The 25829-nt window shown below is 43.2% G+C and carries 21 protein-coding genes and 1 pseudogene; 7 read left to right on the plus strand and 15 right to left on the minus strand.

Annotated features, from left to right (window positions below):
- From JMW39_RS10870 to JMW39_RS10890, 5 genes are all read right to left on the minus strand, one after another.
- Positions 1–108, minus strand: a 108-nt coding sequence (locus JMW39_RS10870; protein ID WP_227671040.1) for a GTP-binding protein, incomplete at its 3' end; no start/stop codon positions are given.
- Positions 109–344: 236 nt separating this feature from the next.
- On the minus strand, positions 345–2471 hold the full coding sequence (fusA, locus tag JMW39_RS10875) for an elongation factor G (RefSeq protein WP_201546488.1): 2127 nt from the start codon (positions 2469–2471) through the stop codon (positions 345–347).
- Positions 2472–2885: 414 nt separating this feature from the next.
- A complete protein-coding gene (gene rpsG / locus JMW39_RS10880) occupies positions 2886–3359 on the minus strand; it encodes a 30S ribosomal protein S7 (protein ID WP_183621326.1) in 474 nt (157 codons plus the stop codon).
- A 209-nt stretch (positions 3360–3568) separates the two neighbouring features.
- Positions 3569–3943 (minus strand): 30S ribosomal protein S12, encoded by a 375-nt coding sequence (gene rpsL, locus JMW39_RS10885; RefSeq protein ID WP_011281154.1) that lies wholly within the window; start codon positions 3941–3943, stop codon positions 3569–3571.
- A gap of 533 nt (positions 3944–4476) precedes the next feature.
- Entirely contained in the window at positions 4477–5694 is a 1218-nt protein-coding gene (locus JMW39_RS10890; protein ID WP_201546489.1) for an EcsC family protein, read from the minus strand.
- 638 nt (positions 5695–6332) lie between these two features.
- Between JMW39_RS10890 and JMW39_RS10895 the strand changes: the two genes are divergently transcribed.
- Both JMW39_RS10895 and JMW39_RS10900 read left to right on the plus strand, forming a co-directional pair.
- Complete coding sequence (locus JMW39_RS10895; protein ID WP_201546490.1) at positions 6333–7568, plus strand: beta-ketoacyl-ACP synthase II; 1236 nt, start codon at positions 6333–6335, stop codon at positions 7566–7568.
- A gap of 2 nt (positions 7569–7570) precedes the next feature.
- The gene (locus tag JMW39_RS10900) at positions 7571–9289 is read left to right on the plus strand and encodes an anthranilate synthase component I family protein (RefSeq protein WP_201546491.1); all 1719 of its coding nucleotides are present in this window, start codon (positions 7571–7573) and stop codon (positions 9287–9289) included.
- 128 nt (positions 9290–9417) lie between these two features.
- Here the strand turns inward: JMW39_RS10900 and hisC are convergent, their stop codons facing one another.
- The 8 genes from hisC to JMW39_RS10940 all read right to left on the minus strand — a co-directional run bounded on the left by hisC (position 9418) and on the right by JMW39_RS10940 (position 17680).
- A complete protein-coding gene (gene hisC, locus JMW39_RS10905) occupies positions 9418–10551 on the minus strand; it encodes a histidinol-phosphate transaminase (protein ID WP_201546492.1) in 1134 nt (377 codons plus the stop codon).
- Positions 10552–10651: 100 nt separating this feature from the next.
- Positions 10652–11956: a histidinol dehydrogenase gene (hisD, locus tag JMW39_RS10910; RefSeq protein WP_201546493.1), complete on the minus strand. Its 1305-nt coding sequence runs from the start codon at positions 11954–11956 to the stop codon at positions 10652–10654.
- Between the two features lie 281 nt (positions 11957–12237).
- Positions 12238–12933 carry an ATP phosphoribosyltransferase gene (gene hisG / locus JMW39_RS10915; protein WP_201546494.1) on the minus strand — a complete coding sequence of 232 codons (696 nt, stop codon included), beginning with the start codon at positions 12931–12933 and terminating at the stop codon, positions 12238–12240.
- A gap of 100 nt (positions 12934–13033) precedes the next feature.
- Positions 13034–14302, minus strand: a complete 1269-nt coding sequence (gene murA, locus JMW39_RS10920) for a UDP-N-acetylglucosamine 1-carboxyvinyltransferase (RefSeq protein WP_201546495.1) — start codon at positions 14300–14302, stop codon at positions 13034–13036.
- 119 nt (positions 14303–14421) lie between these two features.
- The gene (locus tag JMW39_RS10925) at positions 14422–14673 is read right to left on the minus strand and encodes a BolA family protein (RefSeq protein ID WP_320157917.1); all 252 of its coding nucleotides are present in this window, start codon (positions 14671–14673) and stop codon (positions 14422–14424) included.
- A 196-nt stretch (positions 14674–14869) separates the two neighbouring features.
- On the minus strand, positions 14870–15856 hold the full coding sequence (locus tag JMW39_RS10930; RefSeq protein WP_201546496.1) for an alpha/beta hydrolase: 987 nt from the start codon (positions 15854–15856) through the stop codon (positions 14870–14872).
- Positions 15857–16086: 230 nt separating this feature from the next.
- Complete coding sequence (locus JMW39_RS10935; RefSeq protein ID WP_201546497.1) at positions 16087–16923, minus strand: BON domain-containing protein; 837 nt, start codon at positions 16921–16923, stop codon at positions 16087–16089.
- Positions 16924–17212: 289 nt separating this feature from the next.
- Positions 17213–17680 (minus strand): YraN family protein, encoded by a 468-nt coding sequence (locus tag JMW39_RS10940; protein WP_201546498.1) that lies wholly within the window; start codon positions 17678–17680, stop codon positions 17213–17215.
- Between the two features lie 175 nt (positions 17681–17855).
- On the opposite strand from JMW39_RS10940, the gene rsmI reads away from it, so the two are divergent.
- On the plus strand, positions 17856–18815 hold the full coding sequence (rsmI, locus tag JMW39_RS10945; RefSeq protein ID WP_201546499.1) for a 16S rRNA (cytidine(1402)-2'-O)-methyltransferase: 960 nt from the start codon (positions 17856–17858) through the stop codon (positions 18813–18815).
- A 72-nt stretch (positions 18816–18887) separates the two neighbouring features.
- The gene (locus tag JMW39_RS10950; protein ID WP_201546500.1) at positions 18888–19907 is read left to right on the plus strand and encodes an adenosine kinase; all 1020 of its coding nucleotides are present in this window, start codon (positions 18888–18890) and stop codon (positions 19905–19907) included.
- A gap of 124 nt (positions 19908–20031) precedes the next feature.
- On the opposite strand, the gene JMW39_RS10955 is transcribed toward JMW39_RS10950, so the two are convergent.
- The gene (locus JMW39_RS10955) at positions 20032–21336 is read right to left on the minus strand and encodes an O-acetylhomoserine aminocarboxypropyltransferase/cysteine synthase family protein (RefSeq protein ID WP_201546501.1); all 1305 of its coding nucleotides are present in this window, start codon (positions 21334–21336) and stop codon (positions 20032–20034) included.
- 208 nt (positions 21337–21544) lie between these two features.
- Positions 21545–22228, minus strand: coding sequence for a Fe-S biogenesis protein NfuA (gene nfuA / locus JMW39_RS10960; protein WP_201546502.1), 684 nt, complete (start codon positions 22226–22228; stop codon positions 21545–21547).
- Between the two features lie 720 nt (positions 22229–22948).
- Here nfuA and JMW39_RS10965 point away from each other — a divergent pair.
- From JMW39_RS10965 to JMW39_RS10975, 3 genes and pseudogenes are all read left to right on the plus strand, one after another.
- Positions 22949–23296 (plus strand): annotated as a pseudogene (locus JMW39_RS10965) (carboxymuconolactone decarboxylase family protein).
- A 205-nt stretch (positions 23297–23501) separates the two neighbouring features.
- The gene (locus tag JMW39_RS10970; RefSeq protein WP_201546503.1) at positions 23502–24500 is read left to right on the plus strand and encodes an alpha/beta fold hydrolase; all 999 of its coding nucleotides are present in this window, start codon (positions 23502–23504) and stop codon (positions 24498–24500) included.
- Positions 24501–24665: 165 nt separating this feature from the next.
- On the plus strand, positions 24666–25712 hold the full coding sequence (locus JMW39_RS10975) for a bifunctional nicotinamide-nucleotide adenylyltransferase/Nudix hydroxylase (protein WP_201546504.1): 1047 nt from the start codon (positions 24666–24668) through the stop codon (positions 25710–25712).
- Positions 25713–25829: the final 117 nt, after the last annotated feature.

Raw genomic sequence — 25829 nt, forward strand, 5'->3', positions numbered from 1 at the left:
TGCTACGGTTGCGATAGCGGCGGTTAGGGTTGTTTTACCGTGGTCAACGTGTCCGATAGTACCGACGTTGACGTGTGGCTTGCTGCGTTCAAACTTGGCCTTTGCCATGGGTATTTCCTCTTTTTTTTGGGGTCAGTGCTTAACTGATATAAGTACGATAGTTTATGTACTAGGGTTAAAGCATTACTGGCCACATTAAAATAGTTGTTAAAAGGGTGCACATACTAATGTGCAGATATTATAAGAAAATCGCAGCCAATAACAAGTCTTTTAACCAATTATTGGCGCATTCTCTGCTGACAATATAAAGATATGCCCTATATTGTCATTTTAATAAGATTTATTTACTCGTCTTCATCTTTATTGTTGAATTTAGAGATGATAGATTCTGAAACTGATTTTGGAATTTCAGCGTACTTTTGGAATTCCATTGAATACGTTGCACGGCCCTGTGACATTGAGCGCATTTGTGTGGCATAGCCAAACATTTCCGCTAATGGTACTTCAGCACGAATCTGCTTAGTGCCGCCAGGTAAGTCTTCCATACCTTGAACCATACCACGACGACGGTTAAGATCGCCCATGATATCGCCCATGTAATCTTCAGGCGTTTCAACTTCTACTTTCATTACTGGCTCAAGTAGGGTTGGGTTAGCCGCCATGAAGCCTTTACGGAAAGCGATAGAACCAGCCATTTTAAATGATAACTCATCCGAGTCAACATCATGGTAAGAACCATCATACAAGGTTGCTTTTACGCCAACGATTGGGTAACCAGCAAGTACGCCGTTTTTCATGCGTTCTTGAATACCTTTATCAACCGCACCGTGGAATTCTTTTGGTACCGTACCACCAACAACTTCTTCAGCGAATTCATATAGAACGTCGCCCGCTGGGTCCATAGGCTCAAGACGTAACCAAACGTGACCGAATTTACCACGACCACCGGTTTGACGTACGAATTTACCTTCTTGTTCAACGGTGTTACGAATCGTTTCACGATAAGCAACCTGCGGCGCACCGATGTTTGCTTCAACGCCAAACTCACGCTTCATACGGTCAACAAGAATTTCCAAATGTAGCTCACCCATACCACTGATGATCGTCTGACCAGACTCTTCGTCAGTGTGGACACGGAATGATGGATCTTCTTTTGCCAAACGACCCAAAGCGATAGACATTCTTTCTTGGTCAGCTTTGGTCTTAGGTTCAACTGCTAGGCTAATAACAGGATCTGGGAATTCCATACGCTCAAGCGTGATAACATTTTGCTCATCACATAGCGTATCGCCAGTAGTCACATCTTTCATGCCAACTAGCGCTGCGATATCACCCGTGCGGATTTCTTGTAGTTCTACCTGAGCATCTGCCATCATCTGTACGATACGGCCAACGCGCTCACGCTTCATTTTAACAGGGTTATAAACACTGCTGCCTTGCGTTAAAACACCAGAATAGACACGAACAAAGGTTAAGTTACCGACGAACTTGTCGTTCATGATTTTAAACGCTAGTGCTGCAAAAGGTGCTTCATCAGATGCTTCACGAGTGCCTTCGCTCTCGTCTTTGTCATCAAGAATACCTTTGATAGCCGGTACATCCATTGGTGCTGGCAGATACTGGATAACCGCATCCAACATTTTTTGAACGCCCTTGTTTTTAAAGGCAGTACCACAAAGCAATGGAATGATTTTGTTATCAATTGTCAACTGACGAATCGCAGTGTTGATTTGCTCTACTGACAATTCACCATTCTCTAGATACAACTCCATCAGCTCTTCGGTCGCTTCAGCAGCGTTTTCTACTAGATACTCGCGAAATTCTTCCGCTTTTTCTTGTAATTCAGCTGGGATTTCGCGCTCTTCATATTCCATACCTTGAGACGCTTCGTCCCAATAGATGGCTTTCATAGTCACTAGATCCACAACGCCTTCGAAGTTGTCTTCTTTACCAATTGGGATAACCAATGGTACTGCATTGCCGCCTAGACGAGTTTTGATCTGTTCTACCACACGGTAGAAATCAGCACCAACACGATCCATTTTATTAATGAATGCTAAGCGTGGCACTTTGTATTTGTTTGCCTGACGCCATACGGTCTCAGACTGTGGCTGAACGCCGCCTACTGCACAGTAAACCATGCACGCGCCATCAAGTACACGCATAGAACGTTCTACTTCAATCGTGAAGTCAACGTGACCTGGGGTGTCAATGATGTTGATACGGTGTTCATCAAACTGCTTGGCCATACCTGACCAAAAACAAGTTGTCGCCGCAGAAGCAATAGTAATACCGCGCTCTTGTTCTTGCTCCATAAAGTCCATGGTAGCTGCGCCATCATGAACTTCACCAAGCTTGTGGCTAACACCGGTATAGAACAAAACACGCTCAGTAGTGGTCGTCTTACCAGCATCAATGTGCGCTGAGATACCAATATTGCGATAGCGCTTTAGGGGAGTTTTACGAGCCATAGTGTTTTCCTAAGGAAATTCGTGTATATATTAATGTGTTGTGTCTCTACCTCATACTCTCTATGACAAAGCCATCGGCTCCGTTATATTACTTACTGATTATTGGGCCAAATACGGACAAAAAAAGAGTAAATACAAGAATAGTGCGGCATCAAACTCAGGAAACTTTCTTTGTGAGCGTTGCAAGCATTGTAACTTTGCAGGCTTCTTAAAGTAGTATCCCTTTCAGAACAGCATCTTGACAGATGTCCGCCATCTAGGCGGTTTAACGCTTTACTCACCTTACGATGGTAACCATTAAACAACCCAATGATGATGGCGGCAATCAATAGAATAAATCAACAATACAAGGATTAACTGGCCGAAACCGTTAATCCTAAGCGCCTAGGCTAGAATTAAAAAATTAATGCTAGCTTAGAAACGGTAGTGAGAGAATGCTTTGTTAGCATCTGCCATGCGGTGAACTTCGTCACGCTTTTTCATAGCATTACCTTTGCCGTCAGCAGCATCATTCAATTCGCCTGCAAGACGCAAAGCCATTGATTTTTCAGAACGCTTAGCAGCAGCTTCAGCTAACCAACGCATAGCCAAGGCAGTACGACGGGAGGGGCGTACTTCCATTGGTACTTGGTAGGTTGCACCACCAACACGGCGAGCTTTTACTTCGACCATTGGACGGACGTTTTCTAGAACTTCTTCAAAGAAAGCGACTGGGTCTTCGATCTTACGTTTTTCGCTAACTGTCTCAAGAGCACCGTATACGATACGCTCAGCAGTAGACTTTTTACCATGACTCATGACATGGTTGATAAATTTTGCAACAGTTTGGCTACCAAACTTAGGATCCGGTAGGATCTCACGGGTAGCAACGACGCGACGTCTTGGCATAATAATAATCCTTTTCTTCAGGAGTGTCTGACATTCACAATCTCGCACCAATTGATATTGGATGGCGTTATATCGAGTTGTCAGTCAGCCTTACTGCACGGCGGTATGTTATAACAGCAAATCATTAATTTAACAAAGCTACCGTTAACACCTGACCCATGCACAGTTAATGGGTGATACAAAGAATCTCAGTTAATAACGTTTGGTTATTAAACTTTAGGCTTCTTAGCACCATATTTAGAACGACCTTGCTTACGGTCTTTAACGCCTGCGCAATCTAGTGCACCACGAACGGTGTGATAACGTACACCTGGTAGATCTTTTACACGACCACCACGGATAAGAACAACACTGTGCTCTTGTAGGTTATGACCTTCGCCGCCGATGTAGCTTGATACTTCATAGCCTGAAGTCAAACGTACACGACATACTTTACGCATGGCTGAGTTAGGTTTTTTAGGGGTAGTAGTATATACGCGAGTACATACACCACGGCGTTGTGGGCACGCTTCCAACGCAGGAACTTTTGACTTTTCCTTGATGGTTTTGCGACCTTTACGAATCAATTGGTTAGTTGTTGCCATGAGGCATCCTTCTCCCGTTTGGTAAAAAACAAAAAAATAGGGAAACGCACCATCCATCTGACTTTAACGACAGATTTTGGCACACCCATTTTTAGGACAGTGTATTATAAAGAGTTGTTGCTGCTATTTCAACCACTTATGAGTGATTGTACTTTACAACAATTGGTAGATATGCATTACGCCCACCACTATACCACTTTATCTGTTTTTAGTTAAAAACTCGCTAAAATCAGCTTGCTAAATATGGTATCGAAAGTAGCGTCATACATCGTTCAGATAAGATATTTAGAAATAAACAAATAGCAACTTATAAAAGCTAAATGGCGACACTATGTTATTTTTCAAGCTTATTTTTCAAATAACACCTAATTTTCAACGAGAGATAAGCATAATGAAAAATAACGTAATGAAAAAAAAGACAGTATCGCCATCTCTACTCTTATATAAACAAGTTATCTAAAATAAAATGAATAAAGAACAGATTAAAGAGCAATTAATACTTAACGCTAATAGCGTTAAGTATTAGAAGGTTTCTATTTACTCTGCTTGTTAGCGGCGTTATCGGTTTTGCTTGATGTTTTATCAGCTGTCTTATCAGCATCATCCTTTTTCGGCTCTTTTTTGTCGCTCTTTTTTTCAGTTTCTTGAGCGCCCTCTTTAACACTTTTTTTAGCGGACTCTTTTTTGCTGTCAGCATCTTTGCTTAATTCTTTGTCAGTATTTTTCTCAGTATCTTGCTGCTTATTAGTGCTATCAGGCTTATTATCAGCGCTAGCAGGTTTGCTCACTTCGGCTTCACTACTGCTATCGTCGGTAATCGCACGGTTAGCAAGTTTGGCTTCTGGCGCAAAAGTCGCTTGCGCCACGCCAATCACTTCATCAATCAGCTGACTGTTATAACGCATACCGATAATTACGGCAGTCGCCGGTAAGAATCGACGTATCCATGACAAATTAATTTGGTCTAAATCAATACCAACTTGACTGGCAATACTATCTACTTGCTCAGCATAAAAATTGACGCTTTTATTCTGCAAGCCTAAGTTTTTCAGCTCATTATGCAGACCGCTACTTTGCGCGTTATCGAGTAAGCCTTTACCGATACCAAGACCCGCTAGCAAGGCTTGTTTTTCTTGCATCTTACTTAAATCGGCATTGGCAAGCAGCTCATAAGCCATCTTGACGCCTTGTTTGCCCGTTAACGGCTTATTATAAACAGCACCTAATTGATAAACGGTACGCAATGATACCAATAACAACCACAAGGTATCCGCGAGTAAACCTGGCAAGCCAGCTAGACCTGTCAAACCACCTAACGTCGCCAAAGCACGGTTTTGGTTGGCAATATCAGTGGCCAGTGCATAGCGCTCTTCGTTATCTAAGCTTGCAATATTAGCAAAACGATGCTGATTTGGCAGATCAATCTGACTCCAATTGGCAGCAAGCTTAGCGACTTGGGCAAAAGCACCATCGACCGTTGATTCAAACAAGCTGTTTGGCACTACTTTTTTGGCATATTTACTATAAGTGGCGAAGCGCGTGCCCAATAGTTGCTGCGTTGCTTTTAACGTTTGCTCACGGAATAAATCTTGTTGATAGTCTTCATCGCCTAGGTTTACCGCTTTAAATTGACGCGGTTTGCCGCTCTTGGCGTTGACGCTATCAATCATTGCGCCCATACGTTCTAAGTTATTGCGAGTAAAAGAACCAACGCTGCTGATGCCTTTATATAGAGTGCTACGCTTTGCCATCTTAATATCCTTAATATGATGATTGTTTGTTATTAATATTATTTATAGATAGTTCTTAAATAGATACATCTTAAATTGACTGTCATTCTAGCGAACGCGAATGATTACTGTCAGTGCCAACAATGTTATCATCACTGCCAGTTTTGTATCTAAAAGTATCACTTACTTATAGCTATTTTCGGCTTTAGTATATAACTAAATGCGCTGTGGCGTGAATGAGTTTATGCTATTCTCAGCCAGATTTCATAATTTCATGGCCTCTTTATCACCATGTAGATATAGTGCTAGATCTATAATAATACCGAGCAGTTATTTTTAATAATAAGCATGATTTTGTCGTTATTTTACACTTACGCCAAGATTTTAAACCCTTGATACGTTATCATAGGCCATAATTCAAAGTACAGTTGTACTTTGAATTAGCACGCAGGATTTATAAAGAATAACGTTTTATGCTAACCACTAGCATGACTGTAAAAACACTGTAATCACTGTCAAATAAGCATTTAGCGTCTTAAACCCTCCTAAAAGCTTTTTATTAAAGGTGAAAGGTTGGGGTGTTGAATAATAGCAGTAAATACTTAAAAGCGATTGTTAAAGGTAATTATCAAAAAATCGTTACTCATAAGGAATAGTATATGCGCCGCGTTGTTATCACTGGAGCAGGGATTGTCTCTTGTATCGGACATGATTTGGCGACTGTCACCGATGCTCTTAAACAAGGGCGCTCAGGTATTACGTTCAATGAATCGTATGCTGAGCACGACTTTAAATCACACGTTAGCGGTAGTATTAATCAATCAGAACTTGATACGTCGGGCATCGATCGTAAATTGAAGCGTTTTTTTAGTGATGCCAGCCTTTATGCTTATGTCAGCGCTTTGGACGCCATTGAGCAGTCGGGCCTCTCGCTTGAGACCATTAACCATAACCCACGCGTGGGTGTGGTCGCAAGCTCAGGCGGGGCGTCAACTGAAAATATCGTCAATGCTGTCGATGCGATGCGTGAAAAAGGTCTACGCGGTGTCGGTGCAATGGCGGTGCCAAAAACCATGGGCAGCTCGGTATCCGCGGCGCTTGCAACGGGTTTGAAAATCCAAGGTGTTTCTTATTCATTGAGCTCTGCTTGCGCAACGTCAACGCATTGTATTGGTCATGCCGCCGAGCTTATCCAGCTTGGTAAAGCCGATGTGATACTTGCTGGTGGTAGTGAAGCGGAGCATTGGACGCAGTCTTGTATGTTTGATGCCATGGGCGCGGTCAGTACGCAGTATAACGACACGCCAACGCTTGCTTCTAGAGCCTATGATAAAAATCGTGATGGCTTTGTGATTGCAGCAGGCGGCGCGATGGTGGTGGTTGAAAGTCTTGAGCATGCCCAAGCACGCGGTGCCAATATCTTGGCTGAAATCGTTGGTTATGGTGCCAGCTCTGATGGCGCTGAAATGGTTGCTCCAAGTGGCGAAGGTGCTGTCCGCTGTATGCAACTTGCCCTTGCTGAAGCAGGTTTAGAAAGCGTTGATTATATCAATAGCCATGGTACCAGTACACCGCTAGGCGATATAACTGAGCTTAAAGCCATTGCCAAAGTATTTGGTGATGATGCTAGTAAAGTACCTGCTATCAGCTCAACCAAGTCCATGACCGGTCATAGCTTGGGTGCAGTCGGCGCGCAAGAATTGATTTATTGCTTACTTATGCTGCAAGAAGGCTTTATCGCGCCTAGTATCAATATTACAGAATTAGACCCTGCTGCTGAAGGCTTTGATATTGTTACTAAAAAGCGTGACGTTAAGCTTGAAACGCTTATGAGCAATAGCTTTGGATTTGGTGGCACTAACGCTACTCTAATTATTAAAAAGTTTGACGCCTAACTATGCCTGTAGCACCGCATTTTAGAAATAAGCAGACAGCATCTGCCTCATCGCCAGCTACTTACCCTAGCTGGCGTTTTGGTGGGCTAACGGCTGCCGAATTAATGCCACAGCTACAGCATTATCTATGCGCACAGAATCCTAAAGCAAACTGGCAACTGGTTTGGCTAAATAACGATGGCCACCCCGTGATTGGTTTATTACCAAAAATGAGCTGGTCCGTTTATTATTTTACTGATGACGCAGCATACTCTGATAAACAAGTACCTATTTATAAAGTCATGAAAAACTATCGTGATGGCTCACCTAGTCATGATAAAACCAATCAAGCGATTACTAGCGCCTATATGAGTTATAGCGACTGGCAAGAGGATTTGATTGCTTATAGTCAGGCTTATGATATAGATTATACTCATAATAACTCCTCCTCCTCAACTACAGAAATCGAGCAACAGCCAAGTTATCAGCATGGCTTGATAGGCTTTATTAGTTATGATATTGCCGCTCATGACCTTAGTCCAGCTGCCAAAATCGAGCTAGCAGCGCAGCCTTGTGCCGTCTTAGGACATTATGATATTTATCTAACACTAAACGCTGAGCAAACCAGTTGGCAGCTCACTATAAAAGACAGTTTCACTGAAGCTGAGAACGAGAACGAACAAAAAAGCGCACTAATTAAAGCGCTTATCTCATATTTAGACAAATTGGACAGTAAGTTATCTAATCAAACTTTTAAAAAACCAGCGCTCGAAGAATCATATCAAACGACGCCTTTATTATTAGAAGCGCAATGGAGCAAGAGAGATTACCAACAAGCCTTTGACCAGACGCAAAAGTATCTGCAACAGGGTGACTGCTATCAAATCAATCTCACCCAACAATGGCAAGGCGCTTTTAATCAAAGCCTTACTGATAATGTTACACCGATGCTTATCGACTATTTACCTGCCCTGCATCGTAATACCCAAGCGCCGTTTGCAGGGTATTTAGCGGTTAATGATTTTGATAGTGAAATGAGCGTTGATACGCAAGACAATCAATTTGAATTGTTAAGCTGCTCGCCTGAACTGTTTTTTACCTTTAATAAAGACGGTAACACTGGCAAGCACCATATACGTACTAAGCCTATTAAAGGTACGATGCCGCGTGGACTAAATACTGAACAAGATAATGCTTATAAACAGCAACTTATTGATAGCGAAAAAGACCGTGCCGAAAACGTCATGATTGTTGATTTATTGCGCAATGATTTAGGTAAATATGCCAAGATTGGTAGCGTCAAAGTACCACAATTATTTGCGATTGAAAGCTTTAGCAATGTGCATCATATGGTCAGCACCATCACCGCTGAGCTAAAGACAGATACCCATCCTCTCAAAGTATTGTTTGGCAGTTTGCCCGCTGGTTCCATCACAGGGACGCCGAAAAAGCGCGCTGTCGAAATCATTTGGGAGTTAGAAGGTGAAGCGCGCGGTGCTTATTGTGGCACATTAGGGTATATGAACTTCGATGGCAGCGGTCAATGGAATGTATTGATTCGTACTTTACAAGCCAATACCTTATCAAATGATGAGTTAGAAAAAGAAAGACATGTCAGCTTATGGGCAGGCGGCGGTATCACGGTTGCTTCTGACTGTGATGCTGAATATCAAGAATGCCTCGATAAAGTCGGCAACCTGTTAAGCGTTTTAACTCAAGACAATATTAAGAAAAGAACTTAAGCTTTATTTAAAAGACAAATAAAAAACCAATAAAAAATCCTGCTCAACATTACGTTAGCAGGCTCTTTTATTTATATAACTTTGCGATTCAGCTTTAGATTATTAAAGTATAAATCACAAATATCCTATCAATCCGCAACGCTTTCAGCTTCTGTTTGCAAGGCTTTTAAGGCATCAATTAAACGCGCATTCTGTGCTGCCGTACCAACGGTAATACGTAAATACTCATTGATACGCGGTTTATCAAAATGACGCACAATGATACCCTGCTCGCGTAACGTACTTGCTACTGCACTTGCGTCACCATCTTTTGGGCGGGCAAATACAAAATTAGCGTGCGATGGCAATACATCATAATCGAGCGCCGTCAGCTCAGCGGTGAGTACTTGCCGTAAGTCAATGACTTGCTGGCAGGTCTGGGTAAAATACTCAACATCTAACACACTGGCGGTTGCTCCTACTTGCGCCAACTTATCGAGTGGATAACTATTAAAGCTATTTTTCATACGCGTCAGTGCTTCGATTAATGAAGCATTACCAAACGCCATACCGACACGTAAACCAGCCAATGAGCGTGATTTTGAAAAGGTTTGGGTCACGAGCACATTATCAAACTCATTAATCAAGCTAACCGCTGACACTTCTGTATCTAAGCTACCCTCTTCTTTTTGGGCAAAATCGATATAAGCTTCATCAATCACAATCACTGAATTTGAATGCTCACCGGCAAGTTTACGAATATCAGCGAGCGATAATAACAAACCAGTTGGCGCGTTAGGATTGGCAATGATGATACCGCTACAAGGCTGGCGATAAGCATCAGGGCTGATACTAAAATCCGCGCCTAGGGCGATTTGTACCAGTTCAATGCCAAAAGTTTGCGCATAAACAGGATAGAAGCTATAGCTAATATCAGGCGCTAAAACAGGGCGCTCTTTTAGGAAGAAGCTGGCAAATACCAACGCCAATACTTCATCTGAGCCGTTACCGACAAAGACTTGATTGATATCAAGGTTATATAACTGTGCCAATGCGGCGCGCAAGTCGTCAGATTCAGGCGCAGGATATAAACGCAGCTCATCCGCTTGCTGCTCTAAGACTTTTGCGATTGCCTCGCCGACTTTTGGTGACGGCGGAAATGGGTTTTCATTGGTATTTAATTTGCACAAATTTTCATGCTGAGGCTGCTCACCAGGGACGTAAGGTGACAGATTACGCGCTTTAGATGACCAAAGCCTGGTGTCTATCTTTAACTCACTCATAAGTTATCCTACTAATTAGCCACATAAATTATTAAACGTAAATTATTAAACGTAAATTATTAAAATCGAATTATTAAAGTTGAGTTATCCAACTGTGTTGTTAACTATCTTCCTGATAACGATAGCGGGCTGAACGCGCATGGGCTTCTAAGTCCTCACGCTGCGCTAAAATATCTGCCGTCTTAGCCAGCGGCTTACTACCCGCTTCAGTACAATAAATAATGGATGATTTCTTTTGGAAGTCATAAACACCGAGCGGTGAAGAAAAGCGCGCGGTGCCCGAAGTTGGCAACACGTGATTGGGACCGGCACAGTAGTCGCCAATCGCTTCAGGCGTATGACGACCCATAAAGATAGCGCCAGCGTGACGAATATCATTAAGCAGCGCATCAGGGTTATCAACAGACAATTCTAAATGCTCAGGGGCAACGCGATTAATCACCGCCATACCCTCCTTACGGTCTTTGACCAAAATAAGTGCGCCACGGTTTTTTAGCGAATCGCGTGCGATATCAGCTTTTGGCAATTCTGCCAAGGCTTTTTCAATTTCCTCTGCTACTTCTGCAAGCTGCTGTTCACTTGTAGTGACAAAGATAGCTTGGGCGATACGGTCATGTTCCGCTTGTGACAATAAATCCATCGCCAACCAATCGGCGCGATCTTGCGCCTCGCCTTCTGCATATACCAGTACTTCAGACGGACCGGCAATCATATCAATACCAACTTGACCAAATACCGCGCGCTTCGCTGCGGCGACATATTTGTTACCAGGACCCGTGATTTTATCCACGGCTGGTATGGTTTCGGTACCGTATGCCAAGGCAGCAATGGCTTGTGCACCGCCAATGGTAAAGACGCGGTCAACTTGTGCCAAATGCGCCGCTGCCAACACCAATGGATTAAGCACGCCCTTTGGCGCTGGAACCACCATGATTACTTCTTTAACGCCAGCTACTTTGGCAGGAATCGCATTCATCAATACAGAAGATGGATAAGATGCCAAACCGCCGGGCACATAAATGCCAACGCGATCAAGCGGCGTGACCTTTTGACCCAAGCGATTGCCAAGCTCATCTTCATATTGCCAAGTCTCTTGCACTTGGCGCTCATGGAATGTCTGTACGCGTGTGGCCGCCGTCATCAAAGCCGTTCTAACGGTATCATCAAGAGTAGCAAACGCTTCAGCAAGCGCTTCCTTAGACAGCTCTAAGGATTGCATTGTTGTCGCAGGATGCTGATCAAATTCTTGGCTCAACGCCAGTACCACGCTATCGCCGCCATGACGTACTTTTGCAATGATATCGTCAACGGTTTTTAATAATTCAACATCGTTCACGGTTTCAAAAGCAAGCAGTTGGGTCAGTTGACTGTCAAAATCAGCATCTTGAGTACTTAGTTGGCGCATAACTTAATCCTATAGTTGAGCATAAAATACGGCTATAAAGAATCTAGTAGATAAAAGAGCAAATAAGAAAAGGGCTGTGTGTTTGCTTATTTCTGGTTATTTCACTCAGATTATACTGAGCTTTTATTTTCTGGCAAGCAAATACAATAAAACCAGTTTAGCACGCTATATCTATCCTAGAGCGCCAAACTGGTTTAAAATTTTGTATAGCCATGCTTGATATTATCAATGATTGCTAATGCTTAATAAGAGCGCTTTTTAAATACTGAATAAATGCTCATTTAAGAAGCGCTGGCAATACTGTCTTTAAAGCTATCTAAAATCGGCTCAAGCAGCGCAAATTTACGCTTGTAGCTAACTTGATTGACAATAAGGCGTGACGACACATCACAAATATGGTCGCGCGCTTCAAGTCCATTGGCACGCAGCGTATTGCCAGTATCAACGACGTCAACAATCAAGTCACCTAAGCCGACCAACGGCGCAAGCTCCATCGAACCATAAAGCTTAATCACATCGACCTGCTGACCTTGACTGGCAAAGTAAGCGCGGGCAACATTGACATATTTAGTGGCAATACGCAGACGACGATTTGGCAGCGGCGCGCCTTTAACGCCAGCGGTCATCAGCTTACACTGAGCGATCTGCAAATCTAGCAATTCATAAACGTGATTGGCACCATGCTCAAGTAATACATCCTTACCCGCCACACCAAAATCAGCAGCGCCGTGTTCAACATAGGTTGGCACATCACTGGCGCGTAAAATTAAGACGCGGACATTTGGGTTTGAGGTTGGGAAAATAAGCTTGCGTGACGCTTCAGGGTCTTCTAATAATTCAACTCCAGCAGCGCGTAACAAAGGCATCGTCTCTTCTAAAATACGACCCTTTGATAGCGCCAGTGTCAAACCTAAAAACTCATCATTTACTTCGTTTAATAAGCCGTCAGTTGGAAGGCTATTGCTTGCTTCAGTCATAATGACTCGTGTCCGTGTACAGTTAGTTGCCTTACTTAAAAGGCATTATTAATTTCGTTAAATAAAAGGTGATACCAATAACAACGGCTAATTAACCAATCTAGTCGTTGGTATTAATGCGCTCGATATTAACCCCAAGCGCGCGTAGCTTTTCTTCGACATGCTCATAACCACGATCAATATGGTAAATGCGGTCAATCAAACTCTCACCTTCAGCAGCGGCAGCAGCCATCACCAATGACATCGACGCCCGTAAATCGGTTGCCATGACAGGCGCCGCGGTATAGCTTTCAACCCCTGTGACGACAGCAGTATGACCATCTACTTGGATAGATGCGCCCAATCGGTTCAGCTCAGGCACATGCATATAGCGATTTTCAAAGATATTTTCGATAAAAGTACTGGTGCCATCGGCGAGGCAAGCAATCGCCATCACCTGTGCTTGCATATCGGTTGGAAAACCAGGATGCGGCTGGGTACGAATATTAACCGGTAATGGGCGACCTTTCATTTGTGCGCGAATCCAATCATCACCGGTGGTAATAATCGCCCCCATGTCTTCAAATTTTTCTAACACGGGCGTTAATAATAGTGCCGAAGTGTTTTTAGCCAATACATCACCGCGCGTCATCAAGGCGCCAGCAAGGTAGGAGCCAGTCTCGATACGATCTGCTACCACTGAATACTCACAACCATGCAAACGCTCAACGCCTTCAATAGTCATTATCGAGGTACCAATACCACTGATTTTAGCACCCATCGCCACCAACATATTGGCCAAATCGACCACTTCTGGCTCAAGCGCGCAGTTGCCTAGTACAGTCGTCCCTTTGGCCAATGCCGCCGCCATGATGACGTTTTCAGTACCGCCGACGGTTATCATGTCAAAAGAGAAATTACAGCCGATAAGCTTGCCGCCTTTTGGTGCTTGTGCTTTCACATAACCATTCTCAACGCTAATCTCAGCACCCATGGCTTCAAAGGCTTTTAGATGCTGGTCAACAGGACGTGAGCCGATAGCACAGCCGCCCGGTAATGATACTTCGGCTTCACCAAAACGTGCTAGCAATGGACCTAGTACTAAAATCGAGGCGCGCATGGTTTTGACCAAATCATACGGCGCGTAGAAATTATCGATATTTTTGGTATCGCAGGTGACGGTATCGCCCTGCTTTTGAATATCAATGCCCATGCCACCGATCAGTTCAATCAAGGTGCGCACATCTTTTAACGATGGCACATTATGCAACGTCGTTGGGGTCTCGGCCAAAATCATAGCGGCAAGTAAAGGCAAAGCGGCATTTTTGGCGCCTGAGATCGTGACTTCCCCTGCGATACGACTGCTACCGGTGATTAAAAATTGATCCATAAGGTGACAACCTAGCGATAAGTATAAAAATGGTGAAAAACCAGAAATGATAAAACCCGCAATATAAAGTGCCGGCATGAAAAATTCAGGTCATAGATAAAAGTCATAGGTAAAAAGTTTTAGCCTTGAGATTGAACGTCCCATTCGGCTGGGGTTAAGGCTTGAATATTAAGCGCATGAATATCACCGCTCGCAATCTTATCATTTACTAATGCGTAAACTGACTGCTGGCGTTGCACCGCGCGCTTGCCTTCAAAACTGGCATCAACCACCCGTACATCAAACTTGGTTCCTTGATTGGCAGCTTGAATAAAAGCATCTGGGAAGTGAGTTTGTAAAAATGCAATCAAATCGTCAGCGTTCATGCTCATAGAATATTCTGCCTTAAAGTTTAAATAGGGTATAGGGTTAAAGTGACGTCATTATAACAAGAGTTTGACCATCTTACAGTACTGTCTTGCGCAACTGCGCTTAACTATTCATCATAGCTTTAGGCTTACTATAATCAGTGAACAATTATTATGTTTGATGCTCATTATGTTCGGTGCTTGGTATTTTTGACATTCACTACTTAAGCGTTTTATCCAAATAGCTGAGCACTTGCGTACGCACATCATTAACCCAGCGTAAAGGCGGTGCCATCGCACCGATACTGGTGGCATGACTGGCGCCTGCAATTTCGCCAGTTTCCACTTTAACGCCTGCCGCTTTTAAGGCCTGTGTCATTTTGATGGTATTGGTCACATGGACGACCTTGTCTTTTTCGGCAGTCAATAATAAATAGGGTGGCTGCGCGCCTTTGATTTGGCGGTCTGGCATCACCGTCTCTGGCGTCGCACTTGCCCCAAAGGCAGTTCTACTACTGAATTTACGAAAGTCATAGCTATAAGGACCTGCGATACCAATCACGGTAGCAATATCTTTTGGTTTCACCCCATACGGCGCCAAAAAATCTTCATTGGCAACGGCAGCTACCGCATTAAACGCGCCCGCAGAATGACCTATGACGGCCAGACGTTTGGGATCAGCATGCAGGCTTTCAGCATTTTTATAGCTCCAAGCGATGGCCTGCGCAGCATCTTCTACATAATCAGGATAAACGTGCTCAGGCGCTTTACGATAATTAATGACTGCCGTGACATAACCTGCTTGCGCCAAACTTTGACCAACAAAGGCGTATTCATCTTTACTGCCACTTTCCCATGAACCGCCATGGACAAACACCACCATCGGATAGCTGTCATGAATGACACTATCATTAATAGCATTATCAGTTACGTTTTTTGACTGCATGGCTTTTGCTAAAGGCTTGGGATAATAAATATCTAAATCCTGCAAAGGCTCATCGCCATACAAGATATTTTTACTGACGCCAACGCCGCCATTTGAAGTAATACCGTTCACGATAGCGAGCGCCGATAATGCTTGTGCCTGTTGGGTCGCGAGCGCAATACCGCCAACGGCCAATGCTGTCGTCACACCGACGCTGATACGTTTAGGCGTGCGACTCTTTATTGGCACAGGTTTTACAGTTTCTTTATTTAAATCCTTCATCGCCAGTATTCCTATTATTAGCTCGTCGTCGAGTAATATTTGATAGTTGGTTAAAACTGAATAGTAGAGTGAGGGCTTTATTTTTTATTATTATTTTAATTAGGCCATCAACTCTACTTTTTACGTTTTATATCTTACTGGCTGGCTCGGAATTTATCGTGCTTTTCCTGTTATGACTGTTTAGGTTTCTTGTGTTTTTCAGCAAAGAAGGCATTCAGAAAAACAGCCAGTTAAGGATTTTGATAAAGGTCGATATAAGGACTCGATGACGGCTGATTGATGGGCGTACCATCTTCGTCGACGATAATCGGGGTGGCATTGATAACAGGATCTACCGCGACCGGAGTTGTGACTTCAGGCATTGCCCTACTATTGACCGCTGGGCCTCTGGTAGGATTGGCTAAATTATCTTCATACATAATATCGTCATCGCCCAGCTTTACCCCTCTATCATCAACGACGGTGGTCAGCAGCACCAACTCTGTGATGCCGACAGTATTATTGGCAATATCAATCAGGTGACTTTGCTGCGTCGGTGTCATACGCCCCATAATATAAACCACGCCATCATTGGTGACCGCTTTAATCTGTGAGGCTTTGACGCCATTACTAGAGGCTACTTTTGCCAGTAATTTAGAGCTAATATAACCATCGTGGACGGTTGAGCTATAGCCCCTTGAGGCGCTAACGTTAAGCTCATTGTAGACATGACGGACGTCTGGCATAGAGCCAACTACTTTTTCTATTTCTGCCTTAATAGCTTCCGTTGGCACCTCGCCTGTGAGCAGCACTTCACTATTAAAACTATCAATGCTCATGCGACTGATTTGCTGTAAATTTTCTTGCAGACCATAGACGTTAATCTTGACCGTATGCTCAATACTACGATCGAGCAGGCGCTGCGGAATGGTGCGCTCTGTCATCGGTACGCCATACGTTCCTTCTGTGCTATTGGTCAAATAATTGGTGGTACAACCTGTGGCGACGATGCTGGTCAATAGCATAACACCAATAGCCTTACGGCATGATGAACCAAAAATAGCAGTGCGCAAATGCATTCGTGTCATGATTTACCTCTTAGAACATAATGTAGTGATTAACTAATGATTAAAAGTGTCACGCTTGATAATAACAATGATTAATTATGCCGGTAGTTAATAATGGTAATAATAAGAATATGATTAAATTAACTATTTATAATGCCGCTACTTTACTGAATATTTATCCGAGGCAGTTAGGCTTTTGGCAACGATAGCTTGATACGCTTATTTATTTTTTAACTGAGTTATAGGGCTTAACGTTCAAACCCACTTAACTCTCAAACCACTTAAGCTCGTAGAAAGCTTATTACTCTGATTACCAAGCTGAGGCAATAAAAGCGCCCTGTAACCATTCTGGCTGAATATTTTTTGGCGGTGTTTCTTTAATGTCATTGGTCTTATTTTTATTATTGGCATTAGTATTCATATTGGTATCATAGGCAATCACATCAAACCGACACTCATACTCATTATATTCAGGATGCTGCTGCAAAAAATGACGCGCCGCTTTGATAATTTTATTTTGCTTATTTTTTGTCACGCTAAGCGCTGCATCACCAAACCCTGAACGTTGCCGCTGACGCACTTCAATAAATACCAGTGTCGACCACGCCTGCCCTTTTTCGATCATGATTAAGTCAAGCTCACCAACTTTTGGCTGCTCCCAATTTTGAGTAATCAATAGTAAACCTTGCGCTTGTAAAAAATCACACGCTTGCTGTTCAAAACGGCTACCTTGACGCTGTGTCGGTGAAGTCAGGGTTAAAGGTTTGTCATTTGCCATCACGTCCCTTTACTATCATTTCTCTTTATTATCATATCTATGGTTCAGCTGAACATTTGAGAATTATCATAGCACATCATGCTAAACTAACCACTTTCGCGTTTTAATAATCGCTTTTAATATTCGTTTTTAATGCTCTTTCTTAACGCTCAATACTTAATACTCAGAGGTTTTCATGTCTAGCCCTACCGCGATGCCAGCTTGTCTTTATATCGTTGCCACGCCGATTGGTAATTTAAGCGACATGACACCGCACGCAATCGATATTTTAAAGCAAGTTGCTATCATTGCCTGTGAAGACACGCGCACCTCAGGCAAACTTTTATCACATTTTGGTATTAACACCAAAGGTAATAAGGATGAAGATACCGAAGAAGTAACGGCATACGATAATAAAAATGCTGCCGAAAACGAGTCTGATAGCGCTGCTAAACAAAAAGGTCATAATAAACTTTGGGCCTATCATGAACATAATAGCGCCATTCAAACCCCCAAAATCATTGAAATGATTGAGCAAGGTCATTCCGTTGCTCTGATTAGTGATGCTGGCACGCCGCTGATTAGTGACCCCGGTTATCAATTGGTGCAAGCTGCTCATGCCGCTGGCGTTCGAGTGTCACCAATTATTGGTGCGTCTGCTGCCATCGCCGCACTGTCTGTCGCAGGATTGCCCTCAGATCGCTTTAGCTTTATTGGTTTTTTACCGGCCAAAACCCACGGTCGCCAAAAACAATTAACGGCTCTCAACTCACGCACCGAAACCTTGATATTTTACGAAGCACCACATCGTATTATCGCCAGCTTAGAAGATATGGCGGCTATATTTGGTGCAGATCGCGAAGTGACGTTTTGCCGTGAATTGACCAAAACCTTTGAAACCGTGCATAAAAGCACGCTTGGTAATTTGGTTGAGTTTGTCAAAGCCGATGACAATCAGCAACGCGGTGAAATCGTCGTGGTCGTCGCTGGGGTAAATGTGGCGCAAGATGATGACGATATCAGTATCCACGATAAATTATTACAGCGCTTGTTAGAAGATTTATCGGTTAAAAAAGCCGCTGCCTTAGCTGCTGATATTACCGGCGTTAAAAAGAATGCGCTTTATCAGCGCCTACTTGAGCTGCAAGCAGAATAGTTTTTAGTTATAAAAAATAAGCTAAGCACGAATAAATTAAGCACTGATAAACTCATTGAGGAGAGATAGATAATGTACGATGTGATGGCGATAGGTAATGCTTTAGTTGACCACGAATATCTGCTGTCGGATGCAGCACTAGAAGAAACTGACCTCACCAAAGGCAATATGACGCTGGCAGGAATTGAAGAGCAGCAGCAGTTATTGGCCTATTTTAAGCTAGCAGAAATTGCGCCATCAAAACAAGCGGGTGGCGGCTCAGCGGCTAATGCGATGTATGCCTTTGCAAGTTTGGGCGGCAAACCTTTTTATGCCTGCCGCGTCGGCGATGACAAGCAAGGCGAGTTTTACCTAAAAGACTTGCACGAAGCAGGCGTTGCCACATCCCCTCAGTCGATTCATGCAGGCGGTGTAACTGGCTCATGCGTAGTAGCAGTGACCGAAGATGGTGAGCGTACTATGCAAACCTTCCTTGGTACTTCAAGCGACATTACCGCTGATAACGTTGACTTTGAGGCACTGACCCAAGCAGGTTGGCTGTATTTAGAAGGTTATTTGGCCATGTCTGAAGGGATTCAGCCAGCGATGACCCAATTACGCCAACAAGCCGGCATCCATGGTGCCAAAATCGCCGTCAGCTTTGCTGATCCTGCGGTAGTGAAATTTGCCAAAGACGGTCTGATAAATATGCTCGGCAATAAAGTCGCGGTGATATTTTGTAATAGTGAAGAAGCAAAATTATTTACCGATAAAAAGCAGCATAAGGCAGCAGCGCGTGCCTTACTTGAGCATTGCCAAACGGCGGTCGTCACCGATGGACCAAATGGTGCCATCATCGCTCATAAGCCAAATGACGAGTCAGAGATTGAGATTCATGAGATTCCTACGCCAGCTGTTGCCAATGTCATTGATACCAATGGTGCCGGTGATAACTATTCTGGCGCATTTTTATACGCTTTATCGCAGCAATACAGCTTGCCAGAATGTGGACGGCTTGCCAGCGAAATCGCCGCACAAGTGATTCAGCAATTCGGCCCACGCCTCGCATCAAAAGATTATCAATATATCTCGCGCCGCGTTTTAACTGTTTAACCATCTAAATATCTTAGATAAAACTTTCATTATAAATTGCTTATAAAAAAGCCCATATCCTAGGATATGGGCTTTTTCGTTTGGATTAATAACACCAATGAAATATAAGGAAACTATTACTTTATTAAGCAGCCGCTAGCGCTTGTTCTAAATCAGCTTTGATATCTTCGATGTGCTCAATACCAATCGATAAACGCACCATATCCGTACTGACGCCGGCATTTTCTAGCTCTTGCTCATTAAGCTGACGATGGGTAGTGGTCGCTGGGTGACACGCCAATGATTTAGCATCACCAATATTGACCAAACGCGTAATCAGTTGCAGTGCATCGATAAAGCGTGCGCCTGCTTCAAGTCCACCTTTTACCCCAAAGGTTAAAATAGCGGATGGCGTGCCTTTCATGTATTTCTTAGCAAGATCATGTTCAGGATGGTCAGGTAAACCAGCATATTTTACCCAAGCAACTTTATCATGGTCACGTAGATATTCGGCAACCGCTTGGGCGTTTTGAACATGACGCTCCATACGTAAACCCAGTGTCTGTAAGCCCTGTAAGATACTAAAGGCATTAAGCGGGCTAAGTGCCGCACCTGTATTACGCAGTGGTGCCACGCGAGCACGGGCGATAAAGGCCGCTGCGCCAACGTCCTTGACGAAGTTTACGCCATGATAGCTTTCATCTGGGGTATTTAATAACGGGAAACGCTCAGGGTAATCGCCCCAAGGGAAAGTACCACTATCGACAATAGCGCCACCAATCGAGGTACCGGTACCACTCATATATTTGGTCAATGAATGAATGACGATATCAGCGCCAAACTCAAATGGACGGCAGAGCGCAGGAGTCGCCACCGTACTATCAATCACCACTGGCACGCCATATTCATGCGCGATATCACTGAGTGCTTGGATATCAATGATGTTGCCCAGTGGATTACCGATACTTTCCGCAAAGACCATCTTAGTCTTATCATCGATTAAATCGCGAATCGCTTCAGGATTTTTATGATCGAAAAAGCGCACTTCGATACCTTGGCGCGGCAAGGCATGCGCGAATAAATTATAAGTACCGCCGTATAGCGTCGATACCGCAACGATATTATCACCCGCTTCACAAATAGTTTGAATGGCATAAGTGATAGCAGCCATACCAGAAGCAACCGCAAGCGCACCGATACCGCCCTCAAGTGCAGCAACACGTTCTTCTAATACGGCGTTGGTCGGGTTCATGATACGGGTATAAATGTTGCCAGCGACTTTTAGATCGAACAAATCTGCGCCATGCTGGGTATTATCAAACGCATACGAGCTGGTATGATAAATGGGTACAGCGACCGCTTTGGTGGTCGGCTCTACAGTATATCCAGCATGAATCGCCAGGGTCTCAAGGCGTTGATTATTTTGCTTAGCTGGTTGTCCGTCACTCATGTTGCGCTCCTATATATTTATTCGCTATCAAAAAATATGTGATGATTAAAAAAGCTATCGCTAAACGATAGACATAAAAAAAGCTGAGTTAATCATAACTCAACTTCTTTATGAAAAGAATAGCAAATTTTTCATCTCTTAATGACAAATATGCATAAGCGACAAAACCATCAGTATACTCATCAAAGTTATAACAATGATTTAGCCTTTATTTATAATAAGCGTTTTCTGTACGAGTATGATCGGTCTCATCAATCACTTGCGTCAGCTCTGGTATTTGCTGTTTCAGCTGCACTTCAACGCCTTGACGTAAGGTCATATCAACTGCTGAACAGCCTTGGCAACCGCCACCAAATTTCAATACGGCAGTCAGACCAATGCCTTCTTCATCAATCAACTCAAGCAGTTGTACATCACCGCCATGAGCGGCCAAGCTTGGGTTAATTTCAGACTGTAAGACATAGTTGATACGCTCTTCGACACTGGCATCGGCACCGACCTTTGGCACTTTCGAGTTTGGCGCACGGAACGTCAGCTGACCACCAAAACGGTCTTTATTATAATCGATGACCGCATCTTCTAGATAAGGCACTGACGCCGCTTCAATAAATGCCGAAAAATTATCATAAGTAAATTTCAAATCAGCGCTGTCTTCTTCGCCTGGCTGATTATAAGCCATGCAGCACTCGGCACGCGGCGTACCAGGATGTTCAACGAAAATACGTACACCGATACCATCGGTATCTTGTTTCGATAGTAAATCTGCCAAGTAACCTTGAGCGGCTTCAGTGATAGTGATATTACTTTTGGCTTGCGTTTGCTCAGTATCGAGCGCTGATTCGTAATCGGCAGCGGGTTCTACTTGCGTATCAGTTGGATTGTGTTCACTCATAATGCTTCCTATGTGTTATGACACAAGCGTTATATTGGCCACGTCTACTGTGTCGTCAATGTCATGTGAGGTTGGAATAAATGAAATTATCCATCATTTTGGCTTATCGTTTTATTGCTTTAACCTTAATGACGGTTTTATCTATTGGCCGTTATTGGCTCTATTATAGCGCACTTAAGGCATAATTCCGACCGTGCTACTGCGCTTTAAATATCCTTAGTAAATAGTAATGGTTCACACTGCTATTGATATCAGTTATTAGGAGCCACTATTCACTTCAGCCTGCCCTACTTATAACTCAATTTCACTCATTTAACTTTACTGTCCGTTCTATATTAAGACCATAAGTTAACTTATCAAGTTTACAGCGCTTATTTAATCATAATCAGCGTTTTGCGCTTTATGGGCACAATTAATTCGCTTAGGCTTGGTAAGCAAAAACAATAGCCGAATTGTCAAAATCATAATGTAATGAACGCATCCTTTCAATTCTAATACAGATAAATCTAACAAGCCTCTTGATTTAATATATAAATTTATATTTTATAATTAAATATAACAAAATTTTTAAATCTCTATCTATCCTATTGAATGATTGAACTAGATGTTTAAGCAACTGTAGCCGTTTTTACCCAAAAATGCGCTTGCTTCGAACTCACATTCAATAAATCACATTTTAAATTTATCAGCGTTTTATTTTTGCTTAACGAGGAGCATCCCATGAGTAAGTCATTTAAAGACATAACCAAACACGTTTCAACCAATATGGCAAAATTACACAAGCATATCCCTGAAACCACCAAAGCCTTCTCGCAGCTCGGTGCAGCGGCAACCGCAGATGGCGTATTGGACAAAAAAACCAAAGAGCTGATTGCCCTCGCCTTAGCGGTTGGGTCACGTTGCGATGCCTGTATCGGTTTTCATACTAAGGCTTTAGTACAGCTTGGCGCTACCGAGTAAGAAGTCGCTGAAACCTTGGGCGTGTGTGTCTATATGGGCGGCGGTCCGTCAATGATGTATGCCGCCGAAGCTGTCGCCTCCTTTAATGAATTTAATAAAGACGCTTAGATACTACTGTTACTTGGTCTTAATTGGCTTCACTATCAAAAACTGCCCGTGATTGAATCTATCGCGGGCAGTTTTTTTGTGTATACGATGATGATAAAGCACACATCATAGATTCATGAGCGTAGATTCTTGCGTTATGCTATAACCTATCCATCGCTATATTTATACATGAATAAGCATGACCTGAGTTTAAGAGAATATTTTTATGATGACTGAGAATCTAACGTTAGTGACGACCAAAGATAACGTACAAATCGCTGTTTGGGAGATATTCGATAGTGAAAAAACCCATCGCTTCTCTGAGGGTCCTGCTAATATAGGGCAAAATATTTTCTTTACTCATGGCACTTTTTCGGATAAAAAAACCTGCTTAAGAATCGCTGAATACTTAGCGGGACTTGGTCATCATTGCTATATCATGGAATGGCGCGGGCATGGGGCAAGCTCAACACCAAAAGACAAATTTAACTTTGAAACCGTCGCAACCTATGATTTTGCCGCTACCTTTGATTATTTATTGAACGAATTAACGCTTACTCATTTACACTGTGTCACTCACAGCGGCGGCGGTGCTTGCTTAACGATGTTTCTCATTCAAAATCCACATTATATCGATAAAATTAATAGCGTCAGTATGTTTGCCTGCCAAGTTTACGGCGCGATAGTAACCCCGAAAAACTATTTTAAAATTATAGCCGCTAAACTATTTACGCGTATATTCGGCTATATACCTGCCAAAAAACTCAATATGGGCCCCATCAACGAAAGCCATCACACCATGAGCCAATGGTACGAATGGAACTTGCGTAAAAACTTTCACAGTCATTTTATTAAGCAAAGTGATATAGATGCTAATGGTGTCAAAGAAAGTGCTTTTGATAAGCATCATCAGCAGAAAAAAATGACTGGCGTCGAAAGTCATGATTATTTTGATTATCGACAGTATATGCCGACCATTAGCGTACCAATCTATGCAATCAGCGCCAAGGGTGACAAACTTATCTCGCCCACTAAAGGTTGTCAGTCGCTTTTTAATGACTTTGATAATTCTCTCAACAATAACTTTGCCAATGTTTTTCGTGAATATGCGCTGAGTAATGGCGACTTGGACGATTATACCCATAGCCGCATCTTAAACAGTCGTACGGCTGCCAAAGAGATTTGGCCAACAGTCGCGGCGTGGATTGATAAGCATTCCACTTAAAAGAGTCGTATACTTTTTTGTCTGAACAAACTTGAATACAGATAATAGCCAATGATGATAAACCCTTAAACATCTTTGCACTTGTCAGCAACTCCTCTGCTGTGTCAGTATTGGCGGCATTACTTTTTTAATCAATGAAATATGAGCAGTAGGAAAGTGGCGTATATGAGTGATTCATCAGAGCAGCATGCAGATAAAAATAAACACTATCGTTATTTGGTATTTATCGGTCGTTTCCAGCCGTTTCACTGTGGTCATAAAGCAGTGGTCGATGAAGCGTTAAAACGAGCAGATAACGTCATTATGCTGATCGGTTCTGCTAATCTACCTCGCAGTCTACGTAATCCATTTAGCGTCGATGAGCGCGCGACGATGATAAAGAATGCCTACTCGCCAGCAGAAGCAGCACGTATTCACTGCGTTGGGCTTGATGATGCACTTTACAATGACACGCGCTGGCTACAATATGTGCAAGCGGGCGTCAAATCCGTCACTGGCGACTTGCAGACTGACATTGGGCTAATTGGCCATTCGAAAGACAGCTCTTCGTATTATTTATCGCTATTCCCGAATTGGGCGTCGGTTTCTGTACCCAATTATCACAATCTATCCGCGACACCTATTCGAGACAGTTACCTAATGGGTGCTACGCCAACGCCTGAGCGCACCCCTGAATCAACTCGCAACGTCCTCAATGACTTTAAAAAGACTGATATTTATCAAAACCTGCATGAAGAAGCCGATTTCGTTGATAAATATAAAAGACAATGGGAGTCCGCTCCTTACCCACCAACCTTTATGACCGCTGATGCCTTAGTCGTGCAATCAGGGCATATTTTATTGGTTGAGCGCCGTAGTATGCCAGGACGCGGGCTGTGGGCATTACCGGGTGGCTTTTTGAATCCAAAAGAAACCCTTTTTGATGCCTGTATCCGCGAGCTACGCGAAGAAACTCGCCTTAAAGTGCCTGAACCGGTACTACGCGGCTCTTGTCATAGTCAGCATACCTTTGATGATCCCTATCGCTCGGCACGTGGGCGTACGATTACCCAAGCCTTTTACTTTCAGTTGAAAAATGACCCAAAAGGTTTGCCCAAGGTAAAAGGCGGCGATGATGCAGCCACAGCGTTTTGGTTACCCTTGGCTGAGCTTGATGCCACCATGATGTTCGAAGACCATTATGCGATTATCACCAAAATGGTTGGTTTATAGGTTGTTACTATTTAACTATTCAATTTTTATTGACAATTTTTCACGCCAGCGCCGATAGACGGCAATGGCTCACCGCCGCAACGGTTATTTAAAAAACAGCTGCGGCATCTAAAAGCA

This window comes from Psychrobacter immobilis (assembly GCF_904846175.1).
GTDB lineage: Bacteria > Pseudomonadota > Gammaproteobacteria > Pseudomonadales > Moraxellaceae > Psychrobacter > Psychrobacter immobilis_E.